The organism is Pseudomonas sp. C2B4, assembly GCF_013359695.1.
Lineage (GTDB): Bacteria > Pseudomonadota > Gammaproteobacteria > Pseudomonadales > Pseudomonadaceae > Aquipseudomonas.
Genome location: NZ_JABFMU010000022.1, coordinates 70,317 through 82,939 on the forward strand (window position 1 = coordinate 70,317; position 12,623 = coordinate 82,939).

12 protein-coding genes are annotated in these 12,623 nt (G+C 60.8%); 6 read left to right on the forward strand and 6 right to left on the reverse strand.

Going from position 1 to position 12,623, the window contains the following annotated elements; genetic code table 11:
- The first annotated feature begins 157 nt into the window (after positions 1 to 157).
- From HNQ83_RS16045 to HNQ83_RS16060, 4 genes are all read left to right on the forward strand, one after another.
- Positions 158 to 1,261, forward strand: a complete 1,104-nt coding sequence (locus HNQ83_RS16045; protein ID WP_175389866.1) for an ABC transporter substrate-binding protein — start codon at positions 158 to 160, stop codon at positions 1,259 to 1,261.
- Between the two features lie 194 nt (positions 1,262 to 1,455).
- Entirely contained in the window at positions 1,456 to 2,364 is a 909-nt protein-coding gene (locus HNQ83_RS16050) for an ABC transporter permease (RefSeq protein ID WP_175389867.1), read from the forward strand.
- Positions 2,361 to 3,209 (forward strand): ABC transporter permease, encoded by an 849-nt coding sequence (locus tag HNQ83_RS16055; RefSeq protein ID WP_175389868.1) that lies wholly within the window; start codon positions 2,361 to 2,363, stop codon positions 3,207 to 3,209. The genes HNQ83_RS16050 and HNQ83_RS16055 overlap by 4 nt, the downstream gene beginning before the upstream one ends.
- 16 nt (positions 3,210 to 3,225) lie before the next feature.
- On the forward strand, positions 3,226 to 4,281 hold the full coding sequence (locus HNQ83_RS16060; RefSeq protein WP_175389869.1) for an ABC transporter ATP-binding protein: 1,056 nt from the start codon (positions 3,226 to 3,228) through the stop codon (positions 4,279 to 4,281).
- A gap of 113 nt (positions 4,282 to 4,394) precedes the next feature.
- On the opposite strand, the gene HNQ83_RS16065 is transcribed toward HNQ83_RS16060, so the two are convergent.
- Positions 4,395 to 5,336, reverse strand: coding sequence for an AraC family transcriptional regulator (locus HNQ83_RS16065; protein WP_175389870.1), 942 nt, complete (start codon positions 5,334 to 5,336; stop codon positions 4,395 to 4,397).
- Positions 5,337 to 5,671: 335 nt separating this feature from the next.
- Here HNQ83_RS16065 and HNQ83_RS16070 point away from each other — a divergent pair, with 335 nt between their 5' ends.
- Both HNQ83_RS16070 and HNQ83_RS16075 read left to right on the forward strand, forming a co-directional pair.
- Positions 5,672 to 6,025 carry a putative quinol monooxygenase gene (locus HNQ83_RS16070; RefSeq protein WP_175389871.1) on the forward strand — a complete coding sequence of 118 codons (354 nt, stop codon included), beginning with the start codon at positions 5,672 to 5,674 and terminating at the stop codon, positions 6,023 to 6,025.
- A gap of 41 nt (positions 6,026 to 6,066) precedes the next feature.
- Positions 6,067 to 6,297 carry a hypothetical protein gene (locus HNQ83_RS16075; protein ID WP_095193129.1) on the forward strand — a complete coding sequence of 77 codons (231 nt, stop codon included), beginning with the start codon at positions 6,067 to 6,069 and terminating at the stop codon, positions 6,295 to 6,297.
- Here the strand turns inward: HNQ83_RS16075 and HNQ83_RS16080 are convergent, their stop codons facing one another.
- From HNQ83_RS16080 to HNQ83_RS16100, 5 genes are all read right to left on the reverse strand, one after another.
- Positions 6,298 to 6,927 carry a flavin reductase family protein gene (locus HNQ83_RS16080; RefSeq protein WP_175389872.1) on the reverse strand — a complete coding sequence of 210 codons (630 nt, stop codon included), beginning with the start codon at positions 6,925 to 6,927 and terminating at the stop codon, positions 6,298 to 6,300.
- A 260-nt stretch (positions 6,928 to 7,187) separates the two neighbouring features.
- A complete protein-coding gene (locus tag HNQ83_RS16085) occupies positions 7,188 to 7,481 on the reverse strand; it encodes a hypothetical protein (RefSeq protein WP_175389873.1) in 294 nt (97 codons plus the stop codon).
- 314 nt (positions 7,482 to 7,795) lie between these two features.
- A complete protein-coding gene (locus tag HNQ83_RS16090) occupies positions 7,796 to 9,115 on the reverse strand; it encodes an MFS transporter (protein WP_175389874.1) in 1,320 nt (439 codons plus the stop codon).
- Positions 9,116 to 9,415: 300 nt separating this feature from the next.
- On the reverse strand, positions 9,416 to 10,750 hold the full coding sequence (locus HNQ83_RS16095) for a sigma-54 dependent transcriptional regulator (RefSeq protein ID WP_175389875.1): 1,335 nt from the start codon (positions 10,748 to 10,750) through the stop codon (positions 9,416 to 9,418).
- On the reverse strand, positions 10,744 to 12,510 hold the full coding sequence (locus HNQ83_RS16100; RefSeq protein WP_175389876.1) for an ATP-binding protein: 1,767 nt from the start codon (positions 12,508 to 12,510) through the stop codon (positions 10,744 to 10,746). The genes HNQ83_RS16095 and HNQ83_RS16100 overlap by 7 nt, the downstream gene beginning before the upstream one ends.
- Positions 12,511 to 12,623 lie beyond the last annotated feature (113 nt).

Sequence of the window (12,623 nt, forward strand, 5' to 3'; positions counted from 1 at the left end):
ATGAGTTTTTTTCGATAGTCAGGTGTTTTGCACGACCTCAGGATGAACCCGTCGGCACAGCTCAAGCCCCGTGAATACAAGGGTTTGACGCTTACAGGGCCGCGCAGTTGCACGGTTGCTACCAGTCTCATACTTACAAAAATAATGGGAGTCCGTAATGGGCGAGCACGATCTGAACAGACGTCAATTCATCAAGACCGTGGGCGTAGCCTCGGTTGCCGCGGCGGCCATGAGCCTGCCGTTCGTCAAGGCCAACGCCAGTGATACCCGCTTCCAAGGCAAGACCCTGCGCCTGCTGACCTGGTCCGATGACACCGGCCTGGCCGCACTGCGCAACATCGCTGCGACGTTCGAAGACAAGTACGGCTGCAAAGTCATCGCCGACCGCACCGGCAGTACCTCGGAAATGGTCGCCAAACTCAAGGCCGGCGGTGATCGTCCGCAGTACGACATCATCACCCTGGCAGGCGTCGGCGCCGAAGGTCTGGCCGCTGCCAACCTGCTGGAAAAACCCGACCTCAACCGCATTCCCAACCTGGTCGATGTACCGGAGAAATACCGCACCGGCGCCAATGGCCACGGTATCGGTTACCTGCTCTGGTGCAACAGCCTGGTCTACAGCACCCGCACCATCAAGGAAGCGCCGACCAGCTACGCCGCCCTGTGGGACGCCGACCTGTCGCCGAACATCTTCCTGCCGCCGCCGAACTGGACCGAGGCCATGGACCTGATCATCATCGCCGCCAAACTGGCCGGTGGTGACGAGCACAACATTGAGCCGGGCTTCAAGAAGCTCGCCGAGCTCAAGGATCGCGTAGTGACCCTGGGGGAAAACCCGAACCAGATCGCCGAGCTGTTCCGCACCGGTTCCCTGGACATGGGCGGCCTGTACGCACCGGCCTTCTTCCCGAAACAGATCCGCGATCCGAACTACGGCCTGGGCGCGACCTTCGGCATGAAGGAAGGTTTCTACACCGACCTGATGCTCTCGGTGATGCCAAAGAACCGTCCAGGCGATACCGATCTGGCCTACGCCTTCATCAACCACTCTCTGGACCCGCTGGTGCAGGGCAAGATGGCCGAAGACATCTACAACGGTCCGGTCAACGCCAAGGCGATCATCTCCGCCGAAGCGCGCAAGAGCCCGTACATCCTTACGCCGGAGCAGATCTCCGAGAAGGCGATCATGCACGACAACGCCTTCCTGGCCACCGTGCATGACCAATGGATTCGTCGTTACACGGAAATCTTTTCTTCCTGATTGAGTGACGAACACAAGCCCTTCAAACACCGAAGATCCCTGTAGGAGTGAGCCTGCTCGCGATAGCACACTGACATTCACCATCAATGTCAGCTGACAGATCGCCATCGCGAGCAGGCTCACTCCTACAAGGGATTGGGGTGGTATGAGTTCACTGTGTTTGCCAGCTGCTTTCCATTGACGAGACCCTTGCTATGGAACACCAACCTCTGACCCATCCGGTGAGTGCCGCCCCCGTGCGCGCCGATCGGGGTGTTTCGCCGACGACGCGTGCCTGGTTTTTCCTCACGCCGTCGATGCTGTTTCTGGGTGTATTGATTGCCGCCAGCCTGCTGGTACTGCGCATGAGCGTGGGCACCAAGGGCGCGGAATGGTCCGGGTTCAGCCTGGCCAGTTATGCCCAATTGCTGGAACCCTACTACCTCAAATCCCTGATGCTGACCCTGCGTCTGGCGCTGATCAGTGCGGTGATCGCCGTGGTGCTGGCGATTCCGGTGGCCTACACCATGTCGCGCCTGACTTCGCCGTTCGTGCGTCGGATTTTCCTCGCCGCGGTGCTGCTGCCATTGCTGGTCAACCTGCTGCTGCAAAGCTACGGCTGGCTGGTGATCCTCGGCCCGGGCGGCATGCTTAACCAGACGCTGATGGGCCTGGGCCTGATCAAGCGCCCGATCATGCTCCTGTACAACCAGAACGGCGTGTTGATGGGCCTGGTGCAAACCGCCTTCCCGCTGGCCGTGCTGCCGATTGCCAGCGCCATGCGCGGCGTCGCCCGCAGCTACGAAGAAGCGGCCGCCACCCTGGGCGCCAGTCGCTTGCAGGTGTTCCGCCAAGTGGTGTTGCCGATGAGTCTGCCGGGAATCATCACCGGTGCGACCCTGGTGTTCGCCTACAACGCCAGCAGCTTTGTGGTGCCTTTGCTACTTGGCGGCCGTCGCGTGCCGATGCTGGCGGTGATGGTGCATGACCAGATCGCTCCGCTGATGAACTGGCCCGCCGCGTCTGCCGCCGGTGTGGTGCTGATTGTCACCACGCTCGCGATCATGACTTTGTCCGAATACATCACCGGCCGTCGTCGGCGCATGCTGGAGGCTTCGCAATGAGTACCCTGATCAAGAAGCGCCAGTCGCTGCTGCCGGGGGACACCGGCAAGTTCGCCGGTATCCTCTCCGGATTCATCCTGCTGTTGGCGGTGTTGCCGATCCTGACCATGATCGTCATGTCCTTCAGCGGTGCGTCGAACCTCGACTTCCCGCCCAGCAGCTACAGCCTGCAGTGGTACAAGGCCGCGTGGCACACCTTCGTGTCGCCGGACGCCAGCGACGTGCTGAGCCTCGGCCAGGCCATGGCCACCAGCCTGCTGGTGTCGTGCCTGACCATGATCTTCGCCACATTGATCGCGGTGCCCGCGGCTTACGCGCTGACCCGTTGCGAGTTCCGCGGCAAGGCCGTGGCACTGCAACTGATGTCGCTGCCGCTGGTGTTCCCGATGGTGGTGCTGGGCCTGGCGTTGCTGCTGGTGTTCGACAGCCTGCCGTTTCACATGACCACCTCGCGCCTGGTGATCGCTCACGTGATCCTCGCCTTGCCGTTCGTGGTGAAAAACTGCACGGCGGCCATGCTGTCCATCGGCAGCGAAGTCGAAGAGGCCGCGCAAATGCTCGGCGCCTCACCGCTGCGGGCGATTGTCGACGTGGTGGTGCCGTTGATGAAGTCGGGGATCCTGGCGGGCATGCTGCTGGCGTTCATCGTCTCGTTCAACGAATTCACCGTGACCTATTTCCTCTACACCATCGACGTGATGACCGTGCCGATCTGGATGTACAGCCGCACCGTGTCTTCGCTCGACCCAACCGTATTTTCGTTTGCCGTGCTGATCGTGCTGATCGACTTCGTCCTGATCTGGGCGCTGGAGAAGCTGGTTGGTGAAGGTGGCGTTTCGTTCTGATTTCTTGAGGTGATTTATGTCTGGTCTGATTCTGGAAAACGTCGAGAAACATTACGGCTCGGCCTGCGCGGTAAAGGATGTGAACCTGCATTTGCCCGAAGGCAAACTGGTGTGTTTCCTCGGCCCTTCGGGCTGCGGCAAAACCACCCTGCTGCGAATGATCGCGGGGCTTGAAACCCTGACCGGTGGCGAGATTCGCCTGGACGGTGAAGACATTGGCCACACCCCGGCACACCTGCGCAATTTCGGCATGGTGTTCCAGTCCCTGGCGCTGTTCCCGCACATGACCGTGGGCGAGAACATTGCCTATCCACTGAAGCTGCGTGGGGTCAGCAAGGCTGATCAGCAGGCGCGGGTGGTGGAGCTATTGGAACTGATCCAGCTGCAACCGATGATCAATCGCCCGGTGGCCAAACTGTCCGGTGGGCAACGTCAGCGCGTGGCGATTGCCCGGGCGATTGCCAGCCACCCGAAAATCCTCCTGCTGGATGAGCCCTTGTCGGCGCTGGATGCCAAGCTGCGCGAGTCGATGCAGGTGGAAATCCGCCAACTGCAACAGCGCCTGAACATCACCACCATCATGGTGACCCACGACCAGCGCGAGGCCATGACCATGGCCGATATCGTCGTCGTATTGGGTGAGCACCGGGTGCAACAGGTGGGCACGCCGATCGAGATCTACCGCCACCCGGCCAACGAATTCGTCGCGGACTTCATCGGCTCGGGCAACATCTTCCCGGCCACGGCGCTGGGCAACGGCAAGGTCAGCCTGCCGGGCGGCGATGCGCTGGAAGTGCCGATCTGCAGCAGCATTGTGGTGGGGGAGAAGGTGAAGATGCTGATTCGCCCTGAAGACCTGCAACTGTCGGCACCGCAGGCGACGGCGGGCAACCGCTTGCTGGGCAAGGTGACGTTTGTGCGTGATATCGGCGCGACCATCGAGACGACGGTGGAGTGTTCCGGGGTGTCGTTTACGGCGTTGAGCACGCCGTGTCAGGGGATTGGGTTGAGCATTGGGCATCCGGTGTCGGTGACCCTTCCGGCCGAGGCTTGCCGGGTGCTCGGCGCCTGACTTGCTGGCCCCTTCGCGAGCAGGCTCGCTCCCACAATGGATAGGTGTACGCAAAACCACTGTGGGAGCGAGCCTGCTCGCGAAGAGGGCCGGGAAACCCATACAAATTTCAGCTAAACACTCAACCTCAACCTCGCCAAATCCCTCAACGGCGGCGCCCCGAACAACCGGCTGTACTCCCGGCTGAATTGCGAAGGGCTTTCATAGCCGACCCGATACCCCGCCGCCGAAGCCTCCAGCCCCTCGGCCAGCATCAAGCGCCGCGCCTCCTGCAGGCGCAGTTGCTTCTGATACTGCAACGGGCTCATCGCCGTCATCGCCTTGAAGCGGTGATGCAGCGTCGACACGCTCAGGTTCACTTCCTTCGCCAAGTCATCGATGCGCAACGGTTGTTCAAAGTTGCCGTTGAGCCATTTGATTGCCTGACTGATGCGATGGCTCTGGCTATTGGCAATGGCTATTTCGTACAAACGATGGCCTTGCTGGCTGCGCAGCAGGCGATAGAGGATTTCCCGGCGAATCAGCGGCGCGAGCATCGCAATGTCTTTCGGTGTATCGAGCAAGCGCGCCAGGCGCAGCACCGCATCGAGCATCGCCGTGTCGATACGTTCCACATACAGCCCGCGCCCGGTCGGCCGGGTCGGCACGCCGATGGGGCCGGCGTCGGCAATCAATGCGGTGATTTCCGCCGGGTCGATGTCCAGCCGCACGGCCAGGATCGGTTCTTCGGCCGACACGTTCACGACTCGACCGCTCAGTGGCATCGAGACCGAAACCACCAGGTAATTCAGCGGGTCGTAATTGAAGTACTCGTCGGCCAGGCGAACTTCCTTGCGGCCCTGGGCCATGATGCACAACGCCGGTTGCGCGAGCACCGGGGCGAACTCGTGATTCTGGCTGTGGCGCGACATGAACAGCGAGTCGACAGCGGTGGCATAACTGCCATCTTCGGCGGTGTTGCGCCGAATGATCGCCGCCAGTTCCGCGCGCTGTTTTTCCATCTCGGCATCCAGGGGGGCTTGCAGCGGGTGTGGAAAGTGATCGAGCGACGACATGCAAGGCATCCTCGTAAACGCATGGACAATGGGCCAAGCTTAAGTTTGTGCAAGCGACAGCGGTAGACACATCCTGCCTGATGCTTGCCTGATTCTGCACGGGGTGGCGGTGTTACCCCGCTAACACAAGACGCAGACGAGCAAACTTGCTTGAAACTCGTACGGCGGAACGGTGCCTGCGTTTTACACATTGTTACAGGCTGCCCGTGCAGTCTCGCAGGATCGTGCAACGCAGCGGCAGGAATCGACTAACGACACAGGCGCATCGGCCCTTAACCTTGGATCCTGTCGCAGCCCGTCCCTGGCTGCCACGCGACTCCCCGGGAGGGTTGAACATGTCGAAGCAGATCCCCGTCAGTCATATGGCCTTTGTTCGGGCACGCGCCGGGCGTTCTCAAGAGCTGGGCGTGCGCCTGAGTGCGCTGATCGAGCCGTCTCGTGCCGCGCCAGGCTGCCTGAACTTTGCCTTGCAGCACTCGCAATGCGATCCCGAGTTGTGGCTGGTGTCCGGTTTCTGGGTCAATCAACAGGCCATGAACGCTTATTTCGGTACCCCGGCCATGGAGGTTTTTGCCGAGCTGGTGCAGGAGTTGGTGGTCAACAGCCTGGATTTCCACACCTTCAAGGAAGTGTCGGCGGCGCAGGCCCTCGGCCAGTCCGGGGCAGCGGTACACAAACTGGCCGGTTGAGGGTTTAATGGCAGCATTCTCAACTAGCCAGGATGCGCGACATGGCACGCAAAGCCTTTGAAACCTTCGAAGCAGTATCGGCCGTAGTCCCCCGCGAAGGCGGGTATTACGCGGCAATCGCCACCAAAGCCATCGGCGGGGCCGGTGCGCCACGCTTCAACAAGCTGCTGGAAGAGCAGACTTTCAAGACCGCCAAAGAAGCGGATGAAGCCGCCGCCCTGCAGCTGACCCATCTCAAGGGTGTTGGCGAAGACGGCGAACTGATCTGGTAACTATCTCACTGCCCCCGGGCGGTACATCTTGAACAACGCCTCAGGCCCCAGCTGGAAGTAATCCGCCGGCCCGCCGCCGCGCAGAATCGGTTCTGCCGCGGCGGTGTCGTACACCCCATCCTTCAACAGCCACTTGGCGATATGCACGGCGACCACTTCGCCCAGAATCAGCCAGCTCGGCACCACATTGCCGTCCGCCCGCTGCAACTGAATGATCTGCGTGACCTTGCACTCGAAGGAGACCGGACTTTCGGCGACCCGTGGCACCGAAATGATTTTCGAGGCGACGGTGCTCAGCCCGGCCAGTTCGAACTCGTTGACCTCCGGCCCTACGTTGGCGCAGCTCTGGTTCATTTGCTCGGCCAGCGGGCGGGTGGCCAGGTTCCAGGCGAATTCACCGGTTTGTTCGATGTTGTTCAGGCTGTCTTTGCGCCCGATGCTGGAAAACCCAATGATCGGCGGAATGTAGTTGAAGGCGTTGAAGAAGCTATAAGGCGCCAGGTTCAAGCGGCCCTCGGCATCCTGTGAAGAGATCCAGCCGATGGGACGCGGGCCGACGATCGCGTTGAACGGATCGTGGGGCAGGCCGTGGCCGTTGGCGGGTTCGTAATAGTGGATGTCGTCGGGCATGGGCCAGTCTTCCTGAAGGCTTGAATCGAAGGAGAGCCATAGTGCTAGGGCGGGCCGCCGATTTCCAGTCGGATGAAATACCTGTGTGGGAGCGGGCTTGCTCGCGAAAGCGGTGTATCAGTCGCATTGATGCTGGATGTGCCGACGCATTCGCGGGCAAGCCCGCTCCCACATGGGTTCCGTGACCATTGCGGATATTTCTGGTGCCCCAGAAATGACTAAGCCCGGCCGAAGCCGGGCTGTGGTGCCGCCATTGGGGGTTAGCTGACAGAAGCGCCGCCGGTGCGATCGTAACCATCTTCGGCAACAGTGGCGCCGCCGGTGCGATCGTAGCCGTCTTCGGCAACAGTGGCGCCGCCAGTACGGTCGTAGCCATCTTCGGCAAAAGTGGCGCCGCCAGTACGGCCGTAGCCATCTTCAGCGACGGTGGCGGAACCGGTGCGGTCATAGCCGTCTGCCGCGACAGCGGAGCCAGTGCGGTCGAAACCGTCAGCGGCGAACGTGTTGGCGGTCAGTACGGTCAGGGCCAGGGCGAGGAACAGTTTGGTTTTCATCTTCATTTCTCCAGGTTCTTTGGCGTTTGCGTCTTGGGCATGGGATTCATGCTACGCCAATTAAACTGATTAAAAAGCGCAAAATAATGCTAAAAATAATCGATTAAGTAGATGTTAACGTCGTCGAACTTTTTCGCTTTCAAGGTCCGAGTGAGCGCAAACAGCTGATCGATTTGGCAGGTTCAGAATGGGGGGCGAGCATTAACTCGTGATTAATCTGTCTTTCAGGGGGATGAAGGATTTTTCATGCGACGCTAAAACGGAAAAGGGGCAGACCCCGACGGACTGCCCCTTCTGGTGTAACGCTGGTGGACTTAGTCGGTGACGATCCGCGAATGCTTACGGGTGTCCTTCATGGTGATGTACACCAGCAACGACACGGCAATGCACGCGGTGACATACCAGTAGTAACCGGTTTCCATGCCGATGCTCTTGAACCACAGGGCGATGTATTCAGCGGTGCCGCCGAAGATCGATACGGTCAGTGCGTACGGCAGGCCCACGCCCAGGGCGCGGATTTCGGTCGGGAACAGTTCGGCTTTGACCACCGCGTTGATCGAGGTGTAGCCGCTGACGATGATCAGCGCTGCCATGATCAGGAAGAACGCGCCCCACCAGGTCGTGATGGTGTGCAGGGTGGTGAGGATCGGCACGGTGAAAATCGTGCCCAGTACGCCAAAGGCGATCAGGATCGGACGACGGCCGATCTTGTCCGACAGGCCGCCGATAATCGGTTGCAGGCACATGAACAGGAACAGGGTGGCGGCGGAAATGGTGGTGGAGTCGGAAATGCTCATGCCGACGGTGTTCACCAGGTATTTCTGCATGTAGGTGGTGTAGGTGTAGAACGCCAGGGTGCCGCCCATGGTCAGGCCGACCACGGTCAGCAGTTCCTTCGGGTGACGCATCAAGGTGCGCATGGCGCTTTCCTTGGCCTTTTCCTTCTTGGTGAAGGACTCGGTTTCTTCCATGCCGCGACGCAGGTACAGCGCGACCACGGCACACAGCGCGCCGATGGCGAACGGGATGCGCCAGCCCCAGGCGTACAGTTCTTCGGTGGTCAGCAGTTGTTGCAGCACGATCAGCACGGCCAAAGCTATGAGCTGGCCGGAGATCAGGGTCACATACTGGAAACTGGAGTAGAAACCGCGACGTTCCTTGGTTGCCATCTCGCTGAGGTAAGTGGCGGAGGTGCCGTATTCGCCGCCGACCGACAGGCCCTGCAGCAAGCGGGCGAACACCAGCAGGATCGGAGCGCCGATGCCGATGGTTTCATAGCTCGGGCTGAGGGCGATCAGCAGGGAGCCGAAGCACATCAGATACACCGAGGCCATCAGGGCTTTTTTGCGCCCGACTTTGTCGGCGTACAGGCCCATCAGCCAGCCGCCGATCGGGCGCATCAGGAAGCCAACGGCGAAGATCGCTGCCGTGTTCAGCAGTTGGGCGGTAGTGTCGCCCTTGGGGAAGAAAGTCTTGGCGAAGTACAGGGAGAAGGCGGCATAGACATACCAGTCATACCACTCGACCATGTTGCCGACAGAGCCGCTGAAAATCGATTTGATGCGACTGGCAGTGGTTCTGGGTTTGGCCGACACGGCAGCCGACCCAAGGGGCAGGGTATTGGAGTTATCCATTGAAGGATCCTTCGTTTAATTGTTTTTGTGGAGCGCGATTAGACGCAGCCTGCGGGAGCTATAGCAGGAGCTGTGCCAAGAGGGAGAGGGCCGGTTTAGAGGGGTTTTCCGATTTTCATGAGCGGAAATCCGCTTATTGAATGGTGTGCGCGAGCGGAAAATCGCTCATTCAGATGGGTATCCCTATTGTTTACACCGGCCTCTTCGCGAGCAGGCTCGCTCCCACAATGGACTGGCGTACACAGAACTACTGTGGGAGCGGGCTTGCCCGCGAAGAGGTCAGATCAAACACTGCAAAAATCAGGATTCAGAGAGGAACATCTCCCGACTCAATCCATGCCGCTGCATCTTTTCATTGAAGGTACGACGCGGCAGTTGCAGTTCCTCCAGCACGGCTTTCACATCACCTTTATGCCGGGTCAATGCCGCGCGCAGGCACTGCGCTTCGAAGGCTTCCTGTTGCGCCGCCAGTGACTGCCCGGGCTCGATGCCCGCCGGAACAGGCTCGCCAAGCCCCAGGACCTGGCGTTCGGCCATGTTCGCCAGTTCGCGCACATTGCCCGGCCAGTCGTGGCTCAGCAGATGGCTCAACTGCGGGCCGCTCAAGGGGGAAAAGGATCGGCCCAGACGCTCGGCGGCGTTGCGGGCGAAGGATTCGTACAGCAATGGAATGTCTTCGCGGCGGTCGCGCAACGGTGGCAGACGCAGCTCGGCGACGGTCAGGCGATAGGCCAGGTCTTCGCGAAAACGTCCGGCCCGCGCTTCCTCGAGCAGATCCGGTTTGGTCGCGGCGATGATGCGCAAATCCACGCGGATGCTCTGGTTCGAGCCCAGGCGTTCCAGCTTCTGTTCTTGCAACACCCGCAGCAATTTCACCTGCTGCGCCAGGGGCATGCTTTCGATCTCATCGAGAAACAGTGTGCCGCCGTCAGCGTACTCGAGCTTGCCGATGCGTTTGCCCTGGGCACCGGTGAAGGCGCCACTTTCATGGCCGAACAGTTCGGCTTCAAACAGTTGCTCCGGGATGGCCGCGCAGTTCAAGGCGACAAAGGGTTTATCGGCACGTGGCCCGAAGTCGTGCAGGCAACGGGCAACGAGCTCCTTGCCGCTGCCGGTTTCGCCGCGGATCAGCACGTTGACCGGCAGTGCCGCCAGGTCCAGCACCTGCCCGCGCAAGGTTTGCAGGCCACGGGATACGCCGAGCAGCGTGGCATCGAGTTTGGCGCGGTTGTCGGCCTGTTCGTGCAGGGCGCGGTTTTCCAGGACCAGACGACGCTTGTCCAACGCACGGCGCAGGCTGCCAAGCAGGGTTTCCGGGCTGAAGGGCTTCTCCAGGAAATCGTAGGCGCCATCGCGCATGGCATCGACGGCCATCGGCACATCGCCATGGCCGGTCAGCAGGATCACCGGCAGGTCGGCATCGCGCCGCTGCACCTCGGCCAACAACTCCAGCCCGGTCATGCCGGGCATGCGCACATCGCTGAGTATCACCCCGGCATAATGCTTCGGCAGTTGCGCCAGGCACTCGTCGGCACGGCTGAACAGCTGCACGTCGAATCCCGACAGGCTCAGCCATTGCTCCACGGCGCTGCGGATACTGCTTTCGTCGTCGACCACCATCACTGAATTCAACATGAGCCAGGGGTCTCCAGATCGATGGGCAAGGTCAGGGTGAATACCGCGCCATTGGCATGATTATCGGCCGTCAGGCGCCCCCCCGATTCGTGAACGATAGCGAAAGAAACCGCCAGGCCGATACCCAGGCCATCACCCACCGGTTTGGTGGTGAAAAACGGATCGAACACCTTGGGCAGGTTTTCTTCGGCGATGCCACTGCCGTTGTCAATGACGCTCAATCGCCACAGTTGTTCTTCGGCTTCGAGACGAATTTCCAGGCGCTTGCAGGGTTTGTCCTGCATCGCATCCAGGGCATTGCGCAGCAGGTTGATCAGCACTTGCTCCAGGCGAATCGCATCGCCGCGCACCCAGGCCGGGCGTGTCAGGTGCAGCACCGTGCTGACCTGTTCGTCACGCAACCGGGTGTCGAGCAGATGCAGCGACTGGTCCACCACCACCGCCAGATCCAGTCGTTCGCGCAAGCCGCTGGGGCTTTTGCGGGCGAAGGTTTTCAGGTGGCCGGTGAGGGCGGCCATGCGCGTCAGCATGTCATCCACCGGTTTGAGCGCCTTGTAGGCCTCGTCGACCCGGCCGTGCTCAAGCAGCAGGCGCAAGGTGGCCAGTTGCATGCGTTGTGCAGTCAGGGGCTGATTGATCTCGTGGGCCAAGGCGGCCGACATCTGCCCGAGGGCGGCGAGCTTGGCCGATTGCACCAGACTGTCCTGGGCGGTGCGCAGGTCGCGGGTGCGCTCTTCCACCAGTTGTTCAAGCTCTTCGCGACTGCGCTGACGCAACTTGGCCAAGCGCCAGCGCTGGTTGAGAAACAGCAACAGAAACACCAGGGTCAGCCACAACCCGGCGGCGGCAAGTGCGGCGTTACGGCTGTCTTCGAAGGCGACCTGCGGTCGGCGCAGCAGATGCAACGTCCAGCCTTCGGCGGCCAGTGGCAGGGATTCCCACAGGTAGTCGGTCATGCCGTCCGGGCCATTGACCCGCGCCAGGTCACTGTTGTCGTCGAAGCGGCGCAGCGATTGGTATTCAAGGGGCGTCAGGGGCTGTTTGTCGTACTGGCGGGTGGTCTTGAGTTCGGTGTGATCACTGTCGCTCAGCGGTTTCAAGTGGCGATAACGCCAGCCGGGCTGGTTGGCGATGAAGATGATGCCTCGGGCGTCACTGACCAGCAGCGTGTCGTTACCCTGGCGCCATTCGCGCTCCAGTTCCGGAAACTCCAGTTTCACCACCATGGCGCCCAGGAACTGCCCGTCGTCGTTGGTCACGGCACTGGACAGGAAGTAACCCGGGATGCCGCTGGTCACCCCCACGGCATAAAACCGGCCGGTGCCCTGGGTGCGGGTCTGGTTGAAATAGGGGCGGAAGCCGTAGTTGTGGCCGACGTAACTGCTGGGCAAACGCCAGTTGCTCGCGGCCACGGCAAGGCCGGTGCGATCAAGCAGCTCCAGGGTCGAGGATTCGGCGGCGCCGTTTATTTTTTCCAGTTTTCGGTTCAGCAGGTCCTGTTGCTCGGGGCTGACCGGACCTTTGAGCGCGTCGCGCAGTTGCGGGTCCAGCGCCAGCACCGAGGGCAGGGCGCGATAGCGTTCGATCAGGGTATGCAGTGAAGTGGCGTACAGCGCCAATTGCTGATTGGCGCGGGCTGCGTCTTCGACCAGGGATTGGCGCACCGTGTGACGCATGGCCAGGGTCGCAGCGATGGCGGCACCGGCGATGATCACCAAGGTATAGAGCGTCAGGCGCAAAGGGCGAGATAACTCGAACATGCTGGGTAATACACAAGGAATACGGAGGGGGCGCACCATAACATGGGCGGCTTCTCCTTGTGGGAGCGAGCCTGAACTGGCCTAATAATTCCGGACACCTCTTAAGGGCGATA